This is a genomic window from Serratia sp. YWN4 (assembly GCF_055790845.1).
This window is the reverse complement of record NZ_JBVUNZ010000002.1, coordinates 11,968-31,621: the sequence shown is the minus strand read 5'-3', so window position 1 is coordinate 31,621 and position 19,654 is coordinate 11,968. Positions and strand designations below refer to the sequence as shown.

Annotated in this window: 27 protein-coding genes and 1 pseudogene; 12 read left to right on the top strand and 16 right to left on the bottom strand. The window is 43.6% G+C overall.

The genetic code is table 11. The annotated features are described in order from the left end of the window. The 12 genes and pseudogenes from ACX9GT_RS25645 to ACX9GT_RS25590 all read left to right on the top strand — a co-directional run. Positions 1–195, top strand: a pseudogene (locus tag ACX9GT_RS25645) (molecular chaperone DnaJ); the annotation flags it as partial. Between the two features lie 49 nt (positions 196–244). Next, positions 245–790 carry a hypothetical protein gene (locus tag ACX9GT_RS25640; RefSeq protein WP_473191727.1) on the top strand — a complete coding sequence of 182 codons (546 nt, stop codon included), beginning with the start codon at positions 245–247 and terminating at the stop codon, positions 788–790. A 54-nt stretch (positions 791–844) separates the two neighbouring features. Further along, the gene (locus ACX9GT_RS25635; RefSeq protein ID WP_473191726.1) at positions 845–1,126 is read left to right on the top strand and encodes a hypothetical protein; all 282 of its coding nucleotides are present in this window, start codon (positions 845–847) and stop codon (positions 1,124–1,126) included. Beyond that, positions 1,116–1,340 (top strand): hypothetical protein, encoded by a 225-nt coding sequence (locus tag ACX9GT_RS25630; RefSeq protein ID WP_473191725.1) that lies wholly within the window; start codon positions 1,116–1,118, stop codon positions 1,338–1,340. The genes ACX9GT_RS25635 and ACX9GT_RS25630 overlap by 11 nt, the downstream gene beginning before the upstream one ends. 83 nt (positions 1,341–1,423) lie before the next feature. After that, positions 1,424–1,747 (top strand): hypothetical protein, encoded by a 324-nt coding sequence (locus ACX9GT_RS25625; RefSeq protein WP_473191724.1) that lies wholly within the window; start codon positions 1,424–1,426, stop codon positions 1,745–1,747. A 185-nt stretch (positions 1,748–1,932) separates the two neighbouring features. Further along, a complete protein-coding gene (locus ACX9GT_RS25620) occupies positions 1,933–2,298 on the top strand; it encodes a hypothetical protein (RefSeq protein ID WP_473191723.1) in 366 nt (121 codons plus the stop codon). Beyond that, positions 2,295–2,498 carry a hypothetical protein gene (locus tag ACX9GT_RS25615; protein ID WP_473191722.1) on the top strand — a complete coding sequence of 68 codons (204 nt, stop codon included), beginning with the start codon at positions 2,295–2,297 and terminating at the stop codon, positions 2,496–2,498. Before ACX9GT_RS25620 ends, ACX9GT_RS25615 begins: the two co-directional genes overlap by 4 nt. Positions 2,499–2,632: 134 nt before the next feature. Further along, positions 2,633–2,878: a helix-turn-helix domain-containing protein gene (locus ACX9GT_RS25610; RefSeq protein ID WP_473191721.1), complete on the top strand. Its 246-nt coding sequence runs from the start codon at positions 2,633–2,635 to the stop codon at positions 2,876–2,878. Continuing rightward, entirely contained in the window at positions 2,871–3,170 is a 300-nt protein-coding gene (locus ACX9GT_RS25605; protein ID WP_473191720.1) for a hypothetical protein, read from the top strand. The genes ACX9GT_RS25610 and ACX9GT_RS25605 overlap by 8 nt, the downstream gene beginning before the upstream one ends. Before the next feature lie 50 nt (positions 3,171–3,220). Beyond that, on the top strand, positions 3,221–3,475 hold the full coding sequence (locus ACX9GT_RS25600; RefSeq protein WP_473191719.1) for a hypothetical protein: 255 nt from the start codon (positions 3,221–3,223) through the stop codon (positions 3,473–3,475). A gap of 97 nt (positions 3,476–3,572) precedes the next feature. Then, the gene (locus tag ACX9GT_RS25595; protein ID WP_473191718.1) at positions 3,573–3,803 is read left to right on the top strand and encodes a hypothetical protein; all 231 of its coding nucleotides are present in this window, start codon (positions 3,573–3,575) and stop codon (positions 3,801–3,803) included. A 44-nt stretch (positions 3,804–3,847) separates the two neighbouring features. After that, positions 3,848–4,198, top strand: coding sequence for a hypothetical protein (locus ACX9GT_RS25590; RefSeq protein ID WP_473191717.1), 351 nt, complete (start codon positions 3,848–3,850; stop codon positions 4,196–4,198). 186 nt (positions 4,199–4,384) lie between these two features. Here the strand turns inward: ACX9GT_RS25590 and ACX9GT_RS25585 are convergent, their stop codons facing one another. The 16 genes from ACX9GT_RS25585 to ACX9GT_RS25510 all read right to left on the bottom strand — a co-directional run bounded on the left by ACX9GT_RS25585 (position 4,385) and on the right by ACX9GT_RS25510 (position 19,652). Next, the gene (locus ACX9GT_RS25585) at positions 4,385–4,843 is read right to left on the bottom strand and encodes a hypothetical protein (protein ID WP_473191716.1); all 459 of its coding nucleotides are present in this window, start codon (positions 4,841–4,843) and stop codon (positions 4,385–4,387) included. 590 nt (positions 4,844–5,433) lie between these two features. Further along, positions 5,434–5,613 carry a hypothetical protein gene (locus ACX9GT_RS25580; RefSeq protein WP_146220600.1) on the bottom strand — a complete coding sequence of 60 codons (180 nt, stop codon included), beginning with the start codon at positions 5,611–5,613 and terminating at the stop codon, positions 5,434–5,436. 753 nt (positions 5,614–6,366) lie between these two features. Next, the gene (locus ACX9GT_RS25575; RefSeq protein ID WP_473191715.1) at positions 6,367–6,894 is read right to left on the bottom strand and encodes a phospholipase D family nuclease; all 528 of its coding nucleotides are present in this window, start codon (positions 6,892–6,894) and stop codon (positions 6,367–6,369) included. After that, on the bottom strand, positions 6,887–7,633 hold the full coding sequence (gene mobC, locus ACX9GT_RS25570) for a MobC family replication-relaxation protein (protein ID WP_473191714.1): 747 nt from the start codon (positions 7,631–7,633) through the stop codon (positions 6,887–6,889). Before mobC ends, ACX9GT_RS25575 begins: the two co-directional genes overlap by 8 nt. Positions 7,634–7,642: 9 nt before the next feature. Further along, entirely contained in the window at positions 7,643–9,547 is a 1,905-nt protein-coding gene (locus ACX9GT_RS25565) for a type IV secretory system conjugative DNA transfer family protein (protein WP_473191713.1), read from the bottom strand. Between the two features lie 862 nt (positions 9,548–10,409). Next, positions 10,410–10,811, bottom strand: a complete 402-nt coding sequence (locus ACX9GT_RS25560; RefSeq protein WP_473191712.1) for an H-NS family nucleoid-associated regulatory protein — start codon at positions 10,809–10,811, stop codon at positions 10,410–10,412. Positions 10,812–10,854: 43 nt separating this feature from the next. Continuing rightward, a complete protein-coding gene (locus ACX9GT_RS25555) occupies positions 10,855–13,008 on the bottom strand; it encodes a type IA DNA topoisomerase (RefSeq protein ID WP_473191711.1) in 2,154 nt (717 codons plus the stop codon). Between the two features lie 6 nt (positions 13,009–13,014). Beyond that, the gene (locus ACX9GT_RS25550; protein WP_473191710.1) at positions 13,015–13,323 is read right to left on the bottom strand and encodes a hypothetical protein; all 309 of its coding nucleotides are present in this window, start codon (positions 13,321–13,323) and stop codon (positions 13,015–13,017) included. Between the two features lie 13 nt (positions 13,324–13,336). Continuing rightward, entirely contained in the window at positions 13,337–13,561 is a 225-nt protein-coding gene (locus tag ACX9GT_RS25545) for a hypothetical protein (RefSeq protein ID WP_473191709.1), read from the bottom strand. 59 nt (positions 13,562–13,620) lie between these two features. Next, positions 13,621–14,076 (bottom strand): hypothetical protein, encoded by a 456-nt coding sequence (locus ACX9GT_RS25540; protein WP_473191708.1) that lies wholly within the window; start codon positions 14,074–14,076, stop codon positions 13,621–13,623. 64 nt (positions 14,077–14,140) lie between these two features. Beyond that, positions 14,141–14,509 carry a cag pathogenicity island Cag12 family protein gene (locus ACX9GT_RS25535; protein WP_473191707.1) on the bottom strand — a complete coding sequence of 123 codons (369 nt, stop codon included), beginning with the start codon at positions 14,507–14,509 and terminating at the stop codon, positions 14,141–14,143. A gap of 22 nt (positions 14,510–14,531) precedes the next feature. Beyond that, positions 14,532–15,563, bottom strand: a complete 1,032-nt coding sequence (gene virB11, locus ACX9GT_RS25530; RefSeq protein WP_473191706.1) for a P-type DNA transfer ATPase VirB11 — start codon at positions 15,561–15,563, stop codon at positions 14,532–14,534. A gap of 6 nt (positions 15,564–15,569) precedes the next feature. Next, complete coding sequence (gene virB10 / locus ACX9GT_RS25525; protein WP_473191705.1) at positions 15,570–16,841, bottom strand: VirB10/TraB/TrbI family type IV secretion system protein; 1,272 nt, start codon at positions 16,839–16,841, stop codon at positions 15,570–15,572. After that, on the bottom strand, positions 16,838–17,737 hold the full coding sequence (gene virB9, locus ACX9GT_RS25520; RefSeq protein ID WP_473191704.1) for a P-type conjugative transfer protein VirB9: 900 nt from the start codon (positions 17,735–17,737) through the stop codon (positions 16,838–16,840). Before virB9 ends, virB10 begins: the two co-directional genes overlap by 4 nt. Continuing rightward, positions 17,737–18,420 carry a VirB8 family type IV secretion system protein gene (locus ACX9GT_RS25515; protein ID WP_473191703.1) on the bottom strand — a complete coding sequence of 228 codons (684 nt, stop codon included), beginning with the start codon at positions 18,418–18,420 and terminating at the stop codon, positions 17,737–17,739. Before ACX9GT_RS25515 ends, virB9 begins: the two co-directional genes overlap by 1 nt. Before the next feature lie 218 nt (positions 18,421–18,638). Continuing rightward, positions 18,639–19,652 (bottom strand): TrbL/VirB6 family protein, encoded by a 1,014-nt coding sequence (locus ACX9GT_RS25510; protein ID WP_473191702.1) that lies wholly within the window; start codon positions 19,650–19,652, stop codon positions 18,639–18,641. Positions 19,653–19,654 lie beyond the last annotated feature (2 nt).

Below are 19,654 nucleotides of genomic sequence, written 5' to 3'. Positions count from 1 at the left end.
CGTGAACATAAAGAAATGCTGAAAGAAATGGGGTGCAAATGGGCAGCAAAGAAAAAACAGTGGTTCTATCGCCCGGAGGAACATAAAAGCACTTATAACCGCCGTGAGCATTCAATCGATGAAATCCGCGAGATGTACGGTACAGCAGGACAACGAAAAGCAGCCGGATATAAGTCCGTAGAACGTCGAGCCTGATTAGCAAGGCGGGGAAACCCGCCTTTAACTCTTGTGCGGAAAAATTAAGATGTCAAATTTCAAAGAGCAATATACTGAGTTGTTCAACGTTGTTTGCCGGTTCCTGGGTGATGGATGGCGTATTAATCAATTAGAGAATGATTATGATCATCGGATAAAACTAACCTCTTCGCTGTATAAAAACTATAGTATTATTGCCAGGTTTGAAAAAGGCCGTATTTATTTATTTGGCAGTGTTGATAGCAAGTATTTCCGTGGCAGTTATCATTCCTGTAGTGTTTCACCAAAGCGGGAACCTTGGTCGATTGCGAATGATATAAAAAGGAAAATCCTGTTTGATGCGGTTGAACAAATCAATCTCGCAGAGGTGGCCCGGAAGCACCAGGAGGAACAGAAGGACGAAATCCGCTTTCTTAAAGGGTTACTGTCCCGCCTGGTGACGCTTGAGTCTCATTACGGGGCGCTGTGTGGATTTAAGCACCAAAAACTTTCCGGGGCGGTAGAACAGCGCTACAGTGGTAGCTATATATTAAAAATAGATAGCCTGGACAAAGACACGTTGATCCGGGTTGTCGGATTTTTAAGTACCCTGTGAACTCAATCAGCTTATCCGGCTTCTGGCCTGGTAAGCTGTTCTTATGGCGCATGAGTGGGTAAGAATATGAACCAATGTTACTATGACAGGATAAACAAAGGGAATCGGACGTACCGATTGACGGTATTTAAAGAGGCTAACGGGTATCGTTTGCTCTTTGAACAGTTTGAAAAATCGCCTTCAGTTGAAGAGGGAAAAAAGCACTCAAAGAAAAAAGTCTTTGAGCAAGTGATTTATATTGAAAACATCCAGAATATTGATATTAAAATGTTGCCTTTACGGCCACTAGTTATGCGATTTATTAAAAAACTACAGGAATTAAATTATGCACTTTGAGAAAAGTACGATCACGCCGAAAAAACTTAAGGAGTTTCGTGATCAAATTGGTTATTCAAATCATGAAATGGCAAAGTTGCTAGGTATCAGCGATCAAACGTGGCTGAATAAAATCAGTGCGACAAGTAACAGCGGTAAAATATCTAAGCTAGAATATGAGTTTTTGCTTTTACTGGTGAATCAGCATACAGAATATAAAATAACAAAAAGATAATTTATCTCTTGCGGGGTACTTAAATAAGTAGTAAATTATGTACATAGAAAAAAAACAAAGCCCAAACGGGCAAGGAGTTAAAAATGAAAACGTTAAAATCCGCAGCAATGCAATTTCTCGCTGATGTTAAGTCAAATCGTTGCATGATACTTTCATATCGTGATGCAATAGAAGGTCTTGGTCTTAATGACCAAAGCAGAATTACGCGCTGCTATTGTAAAAGAGATAGTAGGCAAACAATCGCTGAATTAACTGAATTGATATCCAAATTACTGGAGTATGTTGTTATTCTTCATAGTCGCGATGATTATGATGTTCGCACTGTATTTAATAATGAAAGTGATGCTTTGATTTTGTTTCGTTATTATGTGATGAATGGGAAAAAAGTTTCATTATCTGTGGAATAGAAAGGAGGTGAAAAATAAGAATTTAAAGGTGGCGTTAGGCTGACTGCAACAACCTAACGCCGTATGACAATAAACGAACCACTGTGAGATTAATTTAATGTCAATGGCGCGAATAGTAGCAATAGCCGACAGGCTTGTAAAGGGGAAGCCAACTACCATCCCGGCAATGAAACCGGCCCAATGGGATGAGTTACGTTGGTGGATTAATTATCTTAACGGGTATGCCCTTTAACAACCAGGAGGCGGGGGGAAACCCCCGGTATTACATGGGTATAAATATATCGCCGGATGTTATTTCTAATTTAGATAGTTTGATTTCCGTATGTTTTACTATTTACCGTAAATATCTAGAGGAATCGGATATCATTCGATTTGTATTGAATTCGGGTGATGAAATTAAGTTTTTTTTCAACGAGGATGATAGTTTTACCGGTGTTTATTATCGGTTGAAAAAAGATGGAGAATGGCTAGCTTTTAATGCTATCCCGTTGGGCGATAGTATTAGCGACGTACAAAAAAATATCCTGGCGATAGTACGGGGGGATATATGAGAAATTTAACGGAGAATGCGAAGAAGTTTTTAGCCAAAAAGCCGTTATTGATTGGGGTAGTTCTGGGGTATAAGTTTTATGAGCATCCCGAACTAGGTGATGATACCGATCTTAAGGTTTTGACACCAGACGGTAGATTGGTTTCATCGGGCTATTATGATTTACCCTCTACGCATGAAATGATGGGGATCTCTTTCTAGATCTCCGGGTGCTCCAGGGCGGGAACTGGAGCACCATGTAAAGCCTAATAAGCAAAATATCATCATTAAAAGTGCAATTATTGCACTTTTAATGATAGTGTTTTCATCTGCGATGGTGCTAAAGGGGTTAGAGTATGACGGGGTTCGAGCTACGTTTGTGGCGACGGGGGTTAGACTGGACGCAAGAACGCGCTGCTGAAGAACTTGGAGTATCATTACGCACCTACAAGACTTACGAGAAGACCGCCCCGAAACAAACCGCGATCTTGGCCGCCCAGGCGTTAGCCGTTCGTGAGTTGATGGCATCAAGCCTGGACACACACACGCAGTATTTACGGATGAAAACCATAATAGTTATTAAAGGAGAGATAAATGGATAACAACATCACGCAATATTTAAGTGACGAGCAGAAACGTTTTCATGACCTTATTATGGCTTATCCACATATCGCTAGCTTTTGGGATTGGAAAAAGCGCGAAGTCCATATAGAGCGGATCACAATGGCGATCCCGGCCATGAACCACGGAGAACAGCTTCTAGCAAACTTTTTTGTTTCGGTCTGGCTGGGGAATAACACCTTGGGCTTTGACGTTATTGATGCGGCTGCGGCACTCGATAAGAAAGAGCGAGTGATGATAGCAAACTGGCTGCTTGCACCGTTCTGGCCGTGAGTAAGGAAGAAAAAATAGTTTAACACTGTTAACGTGAAAAGGTGGTTGAAATGACTTACGAAGAACTGACAGAACAGACTGCGGAAACTATTACTCAATTTATGGATCTGGCTAAATCTGCTGAGCATGAATTTTCTGCTGAACTATTTCGTAATGCTGCATGGGGTGCGACAATATTATGGCGTGATTTAACAGGTAAGATGAAGCAAGACAATAATTTTGAAATATGGGACGCTATTAACCAGCAAGATTCAGTATTCGAAGCGCTGATTGACAGGCAATCTGTGCCGCTATTAAAAGATTAATGAGAGCCGCATAACTTTATACTTGAGCGGATCGACTTTCTCCGGTTAAGGTTTACGGATAAATTACTTAATATCAATACTATTAGGAAGAAAAATAATGAATCACGATTGCTGTGGGAGTTTTTTTACTGCGGAGGGGATACGTTATTATCGCTGTTTTGCAGACGGCACCTTGATCCCGGCTGCTAATTTCAGTGAAAAATGCCCACACTGCAAGCGTAAGGTGGTTGGTGATGATCATGGTGTAGTTCAGGTCACAACGGTGATTCAACGGATAGCCACGCTGTCGGACGATATAAAAGTGATCCTGTCTAGTTCGGAAACTTAAAGAATGACCACCACAGCTAAAAAAGATTAAAAGGAAATAAAATTATGTGGCACCGCTATGATGGAAAAATAACGCAACATGATGAATTACACACAACCGTTGTCGCAAATGTGACCATTCATATTGTTGCTGAGACAGTGGATGTGTTTTCGCTGGCAAATGCATGTAAAGCCTTGGGCTGGCTCTGTGAAGAGGAAAATTTTAAGAATAGATCCTGCTTGAAGGTGGTCTACCGTACCCCTTTTACTTTAGCCATGAGGGAGCAAGCACAATATTTTGCGGCCAGGAACCTTAGCTACGAGAAAGAATTCGGTTATTTTCGGTCTATGCTGGAAAAGCAGGAAGTTGTCATAACGGATGCTGATAGCACTTGGATTACGTGTGAATTCAGCTAAGAATAAAGGAGGGGGTATGGATGATTCTATGACAGGTTATATTGCTATTATTTTTTATCTGTTCAGTACATTCATTTTTTTGTTTATACTCGGTTTGTTTCTAGGTGGCAAAAAGAATAAACAACCATGACAGGGCGATAATTAGTGGTCATGCAATACAACCGTATTACATGACCCCTGCCTCGGTTAACGGGCCTTTCTTCTTTCCGCTGCCGCATCGGCAATCACCAAAAATTCCTGCTGTAAAAACTTGTCCGTTGGTCGGTTGTTTTTCACGTACTCGTTGGTATTCAGCCAGGTTCGCATAACATCAAGGTCAGAAGCCAGGTTATCAAGATCCAATTTACCCCATTTCGCTACCTGCGCGACATACCAGGCCGCCGAATGTTCCGGCCCCATTTCCTGTTTCACCAGGTCTTTATAAATGTCATAGCTAGTACCCTGGAAAGTCAGTTCCTTTTCACCCTGCACACCCTGAATATGAATATTCAGTCCTAGCGCATTTTGCATATATATCGTCAGCACTTCCCAGGGTTCAATATCCGTGGGGGGATAAGGAAAATATTCAATCATGCTCAGGCGTACCATCACGTAAAGATCTTTCGCTTTAAACAGCGGGTTTTCCATTCTTTGTATTACGCTCATTGATTTCGTTCCTTTTTAACGGGCGGTGTCCTTCACCTTACCGGATCGGAGCGGGTTGTGAAACCCGTCCGGCGTGGCGCAGCTACGGCGCGTTTTGCTCGGTTTGGTTTTACGGGGAGACAACGATGTTGGAGGGATATGCTAAAATGCGAACGCCAGGCAGAGTTTTTTCTGCGCTGATCAAGGAGAGAGAACATGCAGCTAAAAATAACGTGTCGTAACGAAGAATGCGGTAAGGATATTCACTTTACACTGGCTGATCTGATGGGTAAGTCTAACGGAACATCCGGGAGTCATACCACGTCGTACACTTACACAGGGGGAGTTACCTGCAAAGCGTGTGGTACGACACATGATGTTACTGTCCATACTGACGAACTGGATGATACCGGTGAAATTCTGGATTGGTATTTCGGTTAAGTCCATTGCTTAATTTGATAAGCCCTCCGGGGCTTATCCTTGGCCGTTCGCCCGGATTCGGGTTTGCCGGTAGTTTACTGAATGGCCAAAAAAAGCCGTCCCCAAAGGAACGGCTATAAACTTTGCAGTTTTGCCCGTTCAGGCTTTCACCTTCGCAGACTCTGGCACCATTAAAGGAACCAGTTGATCAATTGCAATACAGCCGCAATCAAGGTAAGAATGGCGATAATCAGCTCAATCATTCCCCGCACCTCCATCTCTGTGGCGCGTAGGTTACTAGGCAATCCCCTTTCCTCTAATCCGCCCATCCGGTTATGCCATTCACTTAACCAAAAGAAGAATTTCACCACGCTGCCGCCCAGGCTTCCGGGTGCGAAACCGGAAGAGGGCTATACCGTTGCCGTGTGCTTGCCCACGGTTCGGGTACTGTTTAGTACCAAATTCGATTTTGAAGAGTCTGATCTGGCTCATCACACAGGCGGCTAAACGGGTTTTACTTCTTTGATCTGAGAGCATTATAAACGGTACTGTGGCTTATTGAATACAGGTTTGATCATATGGCTCGTTAGACGTATAATTAACTCGCCAAAAGAAGAATTTCACTACGCTGTATGCCCGATGCCCGCGAAGCATCATGGCGACAGAGCAAAACCCGCCTTTGTGCGGGTTTTTGCTTTCTGAGGCCTGCTAGGTTGTTTCCTTTTGCTGTTCGCCCGGATTCGGGTTTACCGGTAGACCCCCGAACCAACCACCCTACCCTAAAGCATCAAATTTTTTCATGCTGATTTTTACGTGTCGTAAAAAACTAACTCCCTGTTTTACATGAAAACACCATGTTACCTGGTGCGTGCCTGAAGGCGTTGGCCAGCTGCGATCGGCAGCGGCCGGCGCGAGTAGTTGGTCAGGGATTTTGAACAGGCGAAACAGGCCGGGATGCTCTAGGGGAAAGACCGCGCCAGTGCTACGCTAGCGGGATGTCGGAGGGGCTGAAGGGCATTTTCCGTGGGGGAGCGTTGTCACTTCAGCCCTTTCCGGCACGTTCGGGTTTATGCCGCCCTGGAGACATTTACCCGATACCGGCCCCGCCCGGAGAAGGGATGAAGTCAATAATTGCTCTGTAATGGCGTAGATTCATCCCAGAGCCGTTTAAATTCATTCTGGTACGTTACCGCCAGCGTTGGTACATCTTGCACCAGGAGCGCGTTTTCTGCGTTGCGATTCGCGGCGCTGGCGGTGTAGTTGAATGATCCGGTTTGCACCGTGTTGCTGTCAACGACCATGAATTTATTATGCATAATGGCGTATTGAGCATTTAGGCGTACTGGTACGCCTTGATTAGCCAGGAACGTAACGGCGGTGTATTTATCGTTATTGGCCTTATTATCGGCTACGACCCGGACAGACACACCGCGATTTTTGGCGGCAACGAGCGCGGCCGCAACTGGCTTACTGGTGAAACTGTAAGCCGCCACATCAACGCTATGCTTTGCGTCCTCGATGGTACTTAAAACGATCTGTAAAGCACTCTGGCCAGTCGAGGGCGAAAAGCCTACAGAAACAGTCGGTGTTGCTGTGGCCAGCAAAGGTACAGCCATTATGATGGCCAACACAAAGAATATTGATTTACGCATAGTTGTTTAACTCCAAGTGTTTTAGATCTTCCAATGTATAAATGCGAAAAACATTGCGGTGCTTTTCTTCAAGCGTCACATGTTGATTGTCCACAATTACATGTTTGATGTTGTCAAAAATCAGCGCTAGGGCGCGCTTTTTCTGGTCATCAGGTACAACATAAAGCACATAAAACCAGTGTTTATTAGTACGTGCCATCAGGTGGCTGGCCATAATTGACTGATAACGCGCTTTTGTTTTCAGGCGGCGCTCAGTTTCAACAGCAATAATTTTGCCATCAGGCAGAGTGATTAACCCATCCGGGCGGTGTTTCGTCTGATATTGATTAAGGAATGTTGAACGATCTCCATTAATCCACCCAGCAGCACCTTTCTTCTCAAGTGTCAGTCTAGTGAGTTGGTTATCAAGGTGATGCTCCAGCGTCCAACCGGTGATCCTGGAAGGCTCGAAGCGTGAAGGAAATGTTTTATCGTCCGGGCTTAAAACAACAGCCAATCCATCGTTTGTTATTCCCCATAGAGACAGTTTTACCGCTCGGGATTCAATCACATGTTTTTGAATTAAGCCCATTTTTGTGACTTTTGTCAGCAAGGTATAAAGTGACTTGTGATCTTTAAAATCGAACAGCAGCATTAAGGTTTGAAAATCGCTATACGTTTCCTCTTTTAAAAAATCAAGCAGGATACGAATTTTTTCGTGATTGCGTTCCCGGCGTTCGCCGTGAGTTACTAACAGCATTCATCCTCCTTAAAAATCGAGTAGAGAAAGTTTTTTCTCTTCTACTTGCTGCTTTTTTTCTTCTAATCTTGGCGCTTCGGTTTGTTCTGGTATCGAAGACTGTTCATGTAGATCGAGTACCGGTAGAACATCTGATATTTTCGTTAACCCAGGAATGACAATATCCACGTTTGTGGTTTCTTCTTCGTCAAAATCGAGTGCTTGTTTTACTTGCGGTGCGGCATTCGCAAGGGCAGGGGGAAGCGTGAAAATTTCTAAAGGTTGTTTTTTCACTTTTAATGGTGAAATTAACGAAGGGAATGCCAGAGCATTAGCACTAAAAATATAGCTAACAAACTTGGGTAAATTTTGTAGCATATTACTGTCAATGTAATAGCTTTCAGCTTGTCGTATGGTTCGCTCATTATCAATTTTTTCGGTTAGTACCGAGGTTGTTGTAACTTTTCGGCTTTCATCGTCAACTAAAATAGTGCCAGACATTCTGGCCACCCATTCAGCGGTATCAGGATCTTGAAGCTTATAAACCAACTTAAATTTGCAGTTTTCTACCACCGCGCCTACAACAGCGTCACCGTTTAAATCTGCCGGGCAATCCCTTAAATCGGCAATAGATTGATGTGCCATTATAATGTGAACGCCTTTGTCGCGTGCAGCCCCTAAACCTTCTAGCGCCGGTTTTGAAAGGTGATATTTAACTTCATCCTTAAAAATAGCTATCGGGCGGGGAGCACCTGCAACACGATCACGTAATTCAGCAAGCTGAAAAAGTCGAACTAAAATCATACGCTGTGCGGTGATGATTTTAGAATTACGCATTGAACCTATAATGTAGCAGCAGCCACCTTCATCAAAAATCTGTTTCAGAGAAAAACCACCAGGAGCATTGATGCAGTTCAAAAGGGCCAACTCTTCAGTCTTTCCGTGAAAGGCTTTAATCGTTTCTCCAATGCTTTGAACATATTCGCTGTTATAAACATCGCGAATAGTTGCATTCTGATTTTTGGCCACGAACTGCGATGCTAATCGCGCTGCCTTACGGTCATCGATACGGTAGAAATCGGCAGCCTCGCCTTTTTCTGCTAGGCTAAAACCTGCAACAAATAACTCTTCAAGATGATCTGGTGTAATGCCGTGAATAAGGTTTAATTGATAGTTACTTTTATTTAAGTCGATTAGTACGAATGGTTTTCCTGCATCCATACAAGCTTTTTTGTACAAGTGTGGAGCCCATTCATCATTTTTAGGATCGAGGACGAAAACCCCTTCGTCTGCTAGAATACTTTGATAAAGCAAAATACCAGATGCGACACCTTTACCCGCGCCAGTTGTACCAATAATGTCAGCGTGTTGAGTTTGCCATTCTTTTAATGGGATGTATTGTGGAAAGCCGTCTTTGCTCAATCCAATGAAAATACCTTTGCTCAGGTCGATATAATCCATCGGATCATATTCAGCCGTTTTAGGCAAAAGATCTTTTACCTTTCTAACGTCTGTTCTTGCATCTCTTTCCATACTAGTTTTCTTCACCATATTGCGCTTTGCCTTATCCATTTCTGGTGCTAGTAGTCGACGCATAGCAACATGAAAAACAAAACCGGCAACGGTTAGTATCAACAGGAAAGACCATTTTAGGATTGGCACATCAACTTCACCGCGACCTTTATAAAGGGTTTGTAAAACCCATGTCGCAATGGGTGCCAGGGTGCCAAATAAAAAGCACAACATGGAAAAACAAATAACTATTTTTTTCCATGCAGGTGCTTTTTCATGCTCATCACTTTTAAGCGTTGCAAAAAGTGGAAGAGTCAAACCAGATAATAACGCTAGTATTAATTGATGTTGCTGCATAAAACCAAAAAATGAAAGAGCACCGTTTACTATCGGTGATAGCATGACGGCTAAATTATTAAACATTGCAGTATCTCCGCTTGCTGTTATCGCCCCATAATATCGCCCCATCTTATCGCCCCACAGTGTTGGGCGATAAGATGGGGCGAATGTATGAGGCTAAAGAAGGTGGCCGCGATGCGTCCATGAACCGGAAGGTATACTTCCCGGTTCTAACGGCATGTGCCATTTCATGCAGGCTGGACGCCCTTATTCCATGTCACAAGGGGGTAATGTCGGCGCTGGACGCGCCGCCAAAACCCCCAAAGGTCAAAGGCGGCACACCGTCTTGCGCTACGCGCGACCACCCCCTTTAAGACGCCTGTTTTGACCCTTTTCTTCTCTTTGTTCGTTCCTCACAAAGCGAATTAAAGGGAAACTAGGCTTTAAAGGGGGTGGTCGCGCCACGGGGATAAAGCCCCCTTAGCCTCGACGGTGTGCGGGGCAAGCCCCCCAAATAAACCGCTATCGTGGGCGATAGCTTTTTGCTCGCTGGGGCGGCAAAATTTATTCGGCTCCCCCGGCCTGTTCGGTTCCCTTTGGGGGAACGCTCTCAGGTGGGTTTGGCGACGCAAATTAGCAATTTCTTCGAAATTGAATTTACTCGCCTCACTCCACTTTTAATCCCATGCGGGGCATGGAATTAAAAGCCCAAAAGGCGTACCTGTGAGTGTTGTTATCATTTTAAGATAAAGTGTTTTCAGTGCGATGAAATTAGCAATCTTATGGATTGAATTTCACCGCGTAGCTTGTTTTTAACTTGCTATTGAATTCAACTTTAAATTTGAAATTATCAATAATGGCTTTTGTTATTCTTGGGGTGGAAATGGATTTAAGTTGATTATGGGCTTGTGTGACCGTTGCTGACCTAAATATGACTCTATCCATTTTACCCCTCTCTTTTTTCGATAAGAAACTCTTCAAGCGATTTTCCTGCATTCAGTTCATCCTGAATGGGACGCGGGGTTCTTCCTACGCCAGACCAATATTTATTAACTCCTTCGTCAGTATAAGTATACTTGGCCTTTCGCTTTGCTGATGCTTTTTTAGGCACTTCATTCACGATTAAATCGGATAGCGAAAAACCTTCTGCCTCAATAAGTGACATTAACTCAATACGTTTGTTTTCACGCTCAATACGTTGTTTTTCATGTTCGTCATGCTCTACTTTTTTATCCGCTAATGCGGATAAAATGCGATCACTGAGCATCTTTAAAAATGAGTAATCACTTTCTTTAAGGAATTTTTTTAAAGCACGATCTGAAGTTAATTCCTCTTGAATATTGTTCATAGCTTTAGCTCTCTTGGCATATATTTAGGCGATGGTTTTTGTCTTATCTCGGCGGGTACTCAAAACCCAATTCACCCGTTGATTTGTTTTTTAGGATAATAAACATTGAATAAACACTATCATTTTTCTTGCTTTTAAAACCTTTTATCTCCCCGCTTTTCCCTTTTAAAATAATTGTCTCAATTTGTTTTTGAGTCAAATTTTTACCTCGATACTCAATCCATATTTTAAAGTTACAGCCTGTGCAACTACAGGCTTTCGGCGTCATAACAAGCTCAGAGTCACATGATGGGCATTTCACTGTAAGTCGTGATAATTGGGTTTTAGGTGCAATCTGCTCGGTAGCAGATATGTTTATGCTGGCACTTTCAACCATGCGAGTGATTTCGGCATAAAGACCATCGATAAACTTATCAATAGTCATTTGACCGCTTTCAATCGCAGCTTGCTTTTCGGCCCACACAGCCGTCATATCCGGCTGTGTGGCAACGTCTGGAAGTGCGTCAATTAAAGAAATACCTGCATCGGTAGGAATAAATTTCCCTTTCTCTACGCTGATATAGTTGCGTTTTTTCAACGTTTCGATAATCCCTGCACGGGTTGCCGGAGTTCCAATCCCGCCGTGTTCGTCTTTTTTGTCTTTATCCTTTTCTTTCAGCAATTGTTTAATGCGGGGATCACTCACAAAATCGGCCACGCGAACCAGTGCGGCCAGCAATGTGGCCTCAGTGAATAATGGTGCTGGCTTTGTTTTTTTCTCAGACATATCTACATCACGGCAGGTAAGTGTTCCCCCTGTCCGTAAATGACTGAGCAAGTCGAAATCACCAGACTCATCGGCTTGTTCATCGTCGCTTTCACTGTCGTTCAGCAATGATGTAAAGCCGACTGCGATAGTTTTACGGGCACGTACTGAGAACGTTTCCCCGCCGCATTCAATTACTACGCTGGCCTCTTTAAAGGTTTTTTTCGGCATGAATTGCGCAATATAAAATGATGCAACGGCCAGATAGACCGCTTTTTCGTTGGCACTCAAGGCTGATAAATCAGGTACTCGGTTTGTTGGGATAATCGCGGTATGCGCCGTTACCTGGCTGCTGTTAAAAGCTTTGCTTTTCCTGCTGGCGTCGGTATCGAGTGAACTAAAATCGTTTAAGGATTTTAGCGCCTCGATAAGTTGAGGCGCTTCACCGTATTGTTCATCGGATAGATAGGAACAATCGGAGCGGTTGTACGTGATCGCCTTATGTTTTTCACGTAACGACTGTGTAATGTCCAGGGTTTGCTGTGCCGTCAGTTTGTTTTTTTGGTTCATATACTGTTGTAGGCGAACCAGATTAAACGGCAGCGGGGCAGCGGTTTCCTTATCATCAACCGCAGCGGCCTTAATCGTGGCCGGTTTCCCGGCCAGTGATTTAGCCAGGCTTTCTCCCCACTTTTTATTGTTGAGCCGGTTTTTCTCGTCAACTGGTGCATTCTCTGGCACCTTCCAGTTAGCGCGGATTACGTCAGTATCATTGAGGAAGTTTCCCATAAGGGTGTAGTAAAAACTTGATTCATGAGACTGGTTTTCACGCCACCGGCGCACGATTAAACCGAGCACCGGCGTTTGGACTCGACCTACGGAAAGGACATTTTTATAGCCTTTTTCCTGCGCCTTAATGGAGTAGGCGCGGCTCATGCTAAAGCCGTAAATAGCATCACCGGCGCTGCGCATCAAGGCTTTAAGATAAAGCCCCCGAAACTGACTATTGTCTTTCAGTGAATTGATCGCCTTTTTCACCGCTGGAGCGGTGTTGTCATTAATCAGGGCGCGTTTTACAGGAGCTGTGTTTCCGGCATATTCGAGCAATTCATCAACCAGTAACTGACCTTCATCATCAGGATCGCCGCAATGCACAATCATTTTGATGTCCGGGCGTTTTATAAGTGATATTAACGTAGCCGCCTGTTTGGCCACACTCTCCTTTGGTTGAAGCTGTACGGGGTACAGCTTTAACGGCAAGGTATCGAGAGTCCAAGCCTTGTAAGCCGGGTTAATCTGCTCAGGTGGCACCATTTCAAGGACGTGGCCAACGCAATAACTCACAATATCGGTAGATGATTCAAAGTAACCATCGTGCCTGGTGAAATTGCCGCTGAGTGCTTTAACTATGTCTGTTGCCACTGAGGGTTTTTCTGCAATAAAGAGTCTCATAACTCACTACTCCTGATTTTGGCGAATTTCAGCCAGCGTTTCGTGGTAGCACTGGCGACTTTCCTCTAGGGCTTTATCATCCAGGTGAAAACCACGTTTGGCCGCTGCCTGTTGGAATGTCTCGGCATCACCTGTATTGAGGCTGGCCAGCAGGTTTGTTAGCTCACTAAGTACACGATATCCATAGATTTCGTAATGCAAACCACATCCGTGGTGTGCTTCTTTCTCGATGCGCTGAATAAGGCTTTCAGCGCTAACTGAATCGCCATGTGTGTGTGGCCACGGTGGGGTGATAAAACCGGATTTGAAGGTCATTGAAATAACCTCGTTACTTGATACTACTGTTTTTTGACGTCATCAACGCAATAGCTTCCAATTCAGGGATTAACACTATATCGGGGAATCTCTGCTGTAATTGCTCAAGTGTTTCCCCAAAAACCTCTGTTACAAGTTGTTCTTCAAGTTTGGTCGGGATAGAACGAACAACACGAACGGCATAACTCCATATTTTTTTCTTATCACCAAGAAAAAAAACCATTTCCCCTTTAGACATTATTACCTCATTAATTTAGTAGAATAAAAGGTGCATTGTTTATAATGCACCTTTATAAATTACCAATAATATGTATCCCCAATAGGCTCACCATCAATAGTAATATCTATGTAGTTTTGGCTTCTACACCCTGGTGGTGATATGCTCCTATCACTATCTCTACTGCATATTTGTCCTTTCACAAATCCAGCAGGTAATGTTTCGTACTTTAAACACTGGCTATTATTACCGCCTGATTGTCGTACACAAACACGTCGTTCGGGAAGCCAGGCACCTTTACCATAATTTGCTGTACCAGAGCTACTACTTCCCACCGCGCAAGCTGCAAAGTCTGGCAAGGGAGATTTGCCTTTTTTTATACGGCTAAGAAAAGCGCTTTTAGCTCCATCACATCCTTCAGGGAATCCACTTGGCAAACAAAGCCATATTGCACATTCATCCTCAGATTCAGCAAAGCTAATTGCAGGGACAAAAGAGAAACATACTATTGCAAATATAATGTATTTTATTTTCATTGGTAATCCTTTGTTTTAAATAACCATGGAAAATTAAGTTTGGTGTTTTTGGTGTGAAGGGTATTTAACGATAAAAATAAATATCTGTACTTGAACAGGTAAGACAAACGCTTTCTTTGGGAGAAAACGAAATCAGCGCGTTAGAACCGTGATTTCTCAACCAGGATTTTGCAGTAAAATATTGCGCGCCACTGGTGGTACTCACAACTATGTTGGGCGAATGAGTAACAGCAAACCAGGTACTTGGAGGATAGACTTCTTCGGGATTGAAATTAGTTATATGTTGCGACCAATGACCTGTTACGGCTGCTGCTGGAACCACAGCACCATTTTCCTCCCAATGGGGTAAACTGGTATTCATCTGTGCCGGTGCCTTGTTCCATTCAGGTTGCACGGGTTCTGGCGGAGATGAGCAACCGGACAGTAGGGCCATCAATGTGGCCACACAAAGAAATCTACATTGAGGCATAACCAAAACTCTCCTTAATTTCTGCAATGTGTAGGGGTTTAAAGTAAACATCGCCCATACGACGAATATCGCCGTGAATATCGACACTAACTATTACGTCAACGCAATTGAGTACCTTACGTAACAGTACGTCATAAGGCATTCCCTTACAGGCGGCGTTTTCATAGCATCGATCAATGATGCCGGTAATACAGTCTTTGGGATTTCCAGCATGAAGCGAGGTCACAAGCCCTTCGTGACCAGAGCCGATAATCTTGAGACAATCCCAGGCTTCACCGCCACGTACTTCAGCTAGCAGAATACGGTCTGGGTTCATGCGATAGCAGGAACGAATAAGTCGCGTAGGGGTAACAATCGCACCTTCACCGGCATCCGCCGGGTAATAAAGATGGACGTAATTCTTATGATGATAGAACTTAACCTCGGGGTTATCTTCAATAGTAATCAAACGTAGATAAGTTGGTATATAACGCAACAACATTTTCATATATGTTGTTTTACCTGAGCCAGTTTCACCAACAATAAATACAGATTTACCATATTCAACTATCTTTTCCATAAAGTGCGGTATGTTACCACTTTTATAGATTTGTATGAGTTCCTCATCTTTATTTTGTTTTTTTTCCTCACCAGTTACCCGGCTATAAAAACCGCTATCTATATATGATTGGTGCGTTCGTTGATAAAAGTCAGGTTTACGCACGGTGATTGAAACAGTGTTACGCTCACAGGCCGAAGGGATAATAACCTGACAGCGCTCCCCCGAGGCTAATGTGGCAGACAGAATAGGGCTGGTGTCATCAATGTTATCATCGTTCCAGACGGCCAGAGCTTTAGCAAAAGCTTGGCACTGAGCCAGAGTTACAGGTGAATCGTGCATATCCCACTTCCCCCTGATTTTAGTATGAAGTTCACCAGGGCGATTAATGGCTATTTCTGTTAACCCATCAATTGCAAGATAATCTCCAAATATACTATTTCGCATATATTCAAGAGATAGGTTTTCTTCTTGCTTCATAGAAAATTATCTCATGTTTAGTTTGTATACGCTGGAAAAATCAATATCTGTCGATGTCATTATACCGATAATATCACCTTGATTTCGGTACATGGTAGGCGGGATATTAATACTGTTTTCCAGAACTGTTTTTGCCATTTCAGCAGCCGCCGCACGGGTATTTTCCGTATAGTCCGTGTTTCTATCGGTACTAGGTGCAGTGTTAGCGGCGACTGAGGCTACATCCTGCACCATACTGAGCATCATAGCGTTACCAAATCTTGACCAAAAATGTGTATCAATCCAGCCATCAATACCGGCTTCACCGAGTTGGCCAACAACTTGTGAATCGACAAGAGGGATCTGGATAGCATCAGGGGTTCTAAGTTCTGTCCATGCGATAAACATCCTGCCCTGGCCATGTTTCAACGAGCCATCACGGTAGACGCCTCGCGCTATTGTTCCGGCTGGAATAAGCCGAACAAAATTGTTGGCGCTATAGACATCCTCGCTAATCATACAAGTAATTTTACCGGCAACGTCTGAAACAAACCGGCGCATTAACGAACAAGGAATATAACGATCTACAGGGATGTAGAGGTTTGGATCAAGGTTAATACGTTTAACGCCGGTGATTCTGGCCACACCATCAGATTCTTTACCTTCCTCACCGGATATACTGTTGTTGTCCGGGCAATGCAACTTTCCATCAGCACCTTTTACCAGTATTTTTTTACATTGTACGTTGGATAAATCCTGTGATGTGTTTACGGGTTCACTAGTTTCTTGCTGTCGTGTTGTTCCCCCTGCCTGATTGGTAGTGTTACTGCGCTGGCCTGTATTATCTGTACTGCCAGATTCAGCCAAGGCATTGGCCTTACTAAATACAACTGGTGGCGGTGGAGCTGGCGGTGTCTCACTTGCGCTCGTTTCATTACCAGGTGATGATTCTTGCATAATGGCACCCAAGGGGTTTGTATCTTGCCCCATGTCGTGCCGTTCCCTGCCCATTTTAGGGGTTGCGCTTACCTGTTTTTCAGTATCCGGGGGAGCTTCTTTATTGCCTTTTAGCTTCGTCATTACATAGTCACCGCCAGTGGCTAGGCCGATTAACAGTACCAGGCTCATAATGCCGACAATCAGTGTGCGTTTGCCTTTAGGCTTATTATGCTTAACAACAATTGGCTGTCCGGGTTCTTGCTTCTCATCCGGCGTACCTTTGGCCATTTCTGCACGGGCCCGTTCACGTGCTTCAGCTTCCAGTTCGGCGGGGGTTTTCAAGTCTTCTTTATCTGTCATTGTTTTGTCTCCAAATTGACAGACGGCGAAACAGTGTCACCGTTCGAGATTTTTACTTTTCCAAAACCAGAGTTTTCTATTCCAACCACAGCATCGCCATAGCGAAGAACAAAACGCGGTGATAATGAGCGCACGATCATCACTTTGTAATTACCCTGCTTAATGAACGATGGTGTAATGACTTGTTCTTTGCCGTTCACGATAACTAGCGGTGAAGGGATGGTTTTTTGTGGTGAAAAACCGAGGTAAGTAAAACGCCCATCGTCATACGCGAAGTCGGGTGCAATCATTTCTGAGCCGGTGGCCACACGTTTTGTATAGTCCCAATTGCGGGGAGCTGTGGCTTTCATGAAAGCCACATCGATACGTGCTTTATCCTGTTTTTCCTGTAACTCGGCCTCTCTGGCCAGTCGCGCCGATTCGGATTGTTTACGCACATCGGCGGGGTACTGATACCGAACGACAAAGGCAATCCCTTGATCCGGGCTTCCATCATCGATCACGTTTAGTACCATGCTGTAATACCGCTTCGAGGTGGTCACAAACAGGTTTGTTTTCCAGTCTTTTGATGTAGGTAAAAAAACTTGCTTCGTTGTTTTACCGTCTGCGTCAGTGACGGGCTGAGTGATGGGTGAGGGACGGATATTTACTCTGTTAGAGGCTGGTGTTACCGTCCAGCCTTTCTCAAAACCAGCCTGTGCATCGATTACTTGTTCATCATCGTCAAAAATGAGTGTTGAAACGAAACCGGCACGGGTATTTATGATCGTTGTGTTCTGGCTGTTATAGGACACGTTTTGCATGTGGCTATCGTAAGAGCTACCTCTGGGGAGTGCTGCTCCCCAGGTTGAACATGACGCCAGTAACAGAATCATAGTAAGGAGTTTCATATTCATTATTCCATCCTTAATTCTTTATCGCGCTGATAGCTGGTAACGATAAAACCAAGCGGATTAGCTTCGCGCTGTGCAGATGTAAGTTCAATTTGGGGTAAATAACGGTACGTCATGCGGATGTTCCAGTAATCCGTCTTTTCAGAACCGTTTGCAATGCGGCGTATCGTTCGCTTAATACGCAACATGGCCAAATTGTCAGGATCTGTTGCCTTTGCGTGAACATTAGAAATAATTTCAACCTTAACTACATAAGCCGCTTTTTCATAAATTACGTCAGGTGCAGACTGGCTATTAAACCAAGACAAATAATCACGATTTACATTGTCACTATTAAATAACTGTGTGGTGTCATAATCATTCTGCAAAGCAAAGTAATTATATCCTTCGCGGAGAGTGACATAGTTCGCTGTAAACGCTTTAGCTAAAGCCTCTTGTGATGAAATATCACGCTCTTTAACCCTGGTGACATACTCCACCCTCCCTGTTTGTCTGTCGATTGTATATAGCTCCATTTCGGTTTGTTTAAGTGGCAATATAATAATAATTGCCGCTATAGCCATCACAGTTAAGAAGCCGAAAAATGCAGCGAGAAACCAGGCTAATTTTGTAATACGCTCTGACTTTTCGAGCATGATTGTTTCAAATTGACGTGAGGCGTTGAGAGATTTTGCCAATTCAGACATTAGAGGTCAGCTCCTGAATGATTAACGGTGAATTAACTGGCTCTGATTTCCCGGAAATTTTCGGGAGGCTGTTTTTTTGTGCGCAGCCCGTAAGCACGCACAGCATCAGAATTATGATGATGCGTATCATTGATTTTTCCTTAATACAAAGTAAATCCCCGTATAGATCAGGGATACGTGGATATGCGGGTGATTATTTAAATGATTGGAGTGATTTTTTAGCGGCGTTGCTGATTCATACGCTGGATCGTGCTAATTGATGCTGCTCGACGTTCCCACCCAGCCTGAGGGTTTATTTGAGGGACTTGAGGGCTGGAAGAACCTTTAAGGTTACCCGCTGCCTTGTCCCCAATAGCACCCGCCCCGCCTCTAATTGTGTTTAAGAACTTACTACCTATAGAACTACCCCCGGCCTTTGCAACGCCTTGCATGACTCCCTGAACAGCAACACCACTTAAAGCTTGAGCTATTTTAGCAGAGAACCAGACAATGACACCGGCACCAACCCCGGCCAGTAAACACTGAGCTGCAAGAGTTACCATGTTACTTTCATTGGAGGTTGTAACTGCAATATCCAATATTTTATTAATATAATTAATTGCTATTCTCACAAATAAAGCTGAGAACATAATGGTAAGTATCGCTGAAAATATAGTTTGCAACCAGTTATTAAACATTGGCTTTAAAAAGCCATAGGATAAACAAAAGATAAATATAGGTGCAGTGGTACACATTAATAATATAGTTATTTCAGCTAGGATGTTAACTATGGCTGAAACAATAAGTACGAATATTGCACCACCCCATACTAATCCCTCCGCTAGTCCTCCATTAAATTTCACATATGTTGAGTCATCTTTATCATATAGAGTTTGGCCTAGTGTTTGGGCCTTATCCCATACAGTATCTAGTAAAGTCCATACGTTATCACTCCCACTAACTCCATTTTTTAAACCATCAATAGCTGAGACTGTTAAATCAAGCCAGCCACCAAGATTTAAGACAAACATCAAAATCAATAGTAGACGTCCGAAATCCCAGGCTACATCTTCTAAAGGTCGGTGAAGTTTACCCGCTAAAGTTTGATAACCCCGGAACATTATAAACGCCGTGAATGAACTCATGGCAATAACACTAATCATGGAGCCGTATATAGAGGTTTGACCCTCTAATACGGCATTAATACCGCCCATGATGGTGTTATTCATTCCGACAAATACACCACCTGACATAA

Bases quoted from the DNA above. Each gene is read 5' to 3' on its own strand.
- ACX9GT_RS25640 (WP_473191727.1), top strand. From the start codon at position 245: ATGTCAAATTTCAAAGAGCAATATACTGAGTTGTTCAACGTTGTTTGC.
- ACX9GT_RS25630 (WP_473191725.1), top strand. From the start codon at position 1,116: ATGCACTTTGAGAAAAGTACGATCACGCCGAAAAAACTTAAGGAGTTT.
- ACX9GT_RS25625 (WP_473191724.1), top strand. From the start codon at position 1,424: ATGAAAACGTTAAAATCCGCAGCAATGCAATTTCTCGCTGATGTTAAG.
- ACX9GT_RS25620 (WP_473191723.1), top strand. From the start codon at position 1,933: ATGAGTTACGTTGGTGGATTAATTATCTTAACGGGTATGCCCTTTAAC.
- ACX9GT_RS25615 (WP_473191722.1), top strand. From the start codon at position 2,295: ATGAGAAATTTAACGGAGAATGCGAAGAAGTTTTTAGCCAAAAAGCCG.
- ACX9GT_RS25610 (WP_473191721.1), top strand. From the start codon at position 2,633: ATGACGGGGTTCGAGCTACGTTTGTGGCGACGGGGGTTAGACTGGACG.
- ACX9GT_RS25605 (WP_473191720.1), top strand. From the start codon at position 2,871: ATGGATAACAACATCACGCAATATTTAAGTGACGAGCAGAAACGTTTT.
- ACX9GT_RS25600 (WP_473191719.1), top strand. From the start codon at position 3,221: ATGACTTACGAAGAACTGACAGAACAGACTGCGGAAACTATTACTCAA.
- ACX9GT_RS25595 (WP_473191718.1), top strand. From the start codon at position 3,573: ATGAATCACGATTGCTGTGGGAGTTTTTTTACTGCGGAGGGGATACGT.
- ACX9GT_RS25590 (WP_473191717.1), top strand. From the start codon at position 3,848: ATGTGGCACCGCTATGATGGAAAAATAACGCAACATGATGAATTACAC.
- ACX9GT_RS25585 (WP_473191716.1), bottom strand. From the start codon at position 4,843: ATGAGCGTAATACAAAGAATGGAAAACCCGCTGTTTAAAGCGAAAGAT.
- ACX9GT_RS25575 (WP_473191715.1), bottom strand. From the start codon at position 6,894: ATGCGTAAATCAATATTCTTTGTGTTGGCCATCATAATGGCTGTACCT.
- mobC (WP_473191714.1), bottom strand. From the start codon at position 7,633: ATGCTGTTAGTAACTCACGGCGAACGCCGGGAACGCAATCACGAAAAA.
- ACX9GT_RS25565 (WP_473191713.1), bottom strand. From the start codon at position 9,547: ATGTTTAATAATTTAGCCGTCATGCTATCACCGATAGTAAACGGTGCT.
- ACX9GT_RS25560 (WP_473191712.1), bottom strand. From the start codon at position 10,811: ATGAACAATATTCAAGAGGAATTAACTTCAGATCGTGCTTTAAAAAAA.
- ACX9GT_RS25555 (WP_473191711.1), bottom strand. From the start codon at position 13,008: ATGAGACTCTTTATTGCAGAAAAACCCTCAGTGGCAACAGACATAGTT.
- ACX9GT_RS25550 (WP_473191710.1), bottom strand. From the start codon at position 13,323: ATGACCTTCAAATCCGGTTTTATCACCCCACCGTGGCCACACACACAT.
- ACX9GT_RS25545 (WP_473191709.1), bottom strand. From the start codon at position 13,561: ATGTCTAAAGGGGAAATGGTTTTTTTTCTTGGTGATAAGAAAAAAATA.
- ACX9GT_RS25540 (WP_473191708.1), bottom strand. From the start codon at position 14,076: ATGAAAATAAAATACATTATATTTGCAATAGTATGTTTCTCTTTTGTC.
- ACX9GT_RS25535 (WP_473191707.1), bottom strand. From the start codon at position 14,509: ATGGCCCTACTGTCCGGTTGCTCATCTCCGCCAGAACCCGTGCAACCT.
- virB11 (WP_473191706.1), bottom strand. From the start codon at position 15,563: ATGAAGCAAGAAGAAAACCTATCTCTTGAATATATGCGAAATAGTATA.
- virB10 (WP_473191705.1), bottom strand. From the start codon at position 16,841: ATGACAGATAAAGAAGACTTGAAAACCCCCGCCGAACTGGAAGCTGAA.
- virB9 (WP_473191704.1), bottom strand. From the start codon at position 17,737: ATGAATATGAAACTCCTTACTATGATTCTGTTACTGGCGTCATGTTCA.
- ACX9GT_RS25515 (WP_473191703.1), bottom strand. From the start codon at position 18,420: ATGTCTGAATTGGCAAAATCTCTCAACGCCTCACGTCAATTTGAAACA.
- ACX9GT_RS25510 (WP_473191702.1), bottom strand. From the start codon at position 19,652: ATGTCAGGTGGTGTATTTGTCGGAATGAATAACACCATCATGGGCGGT.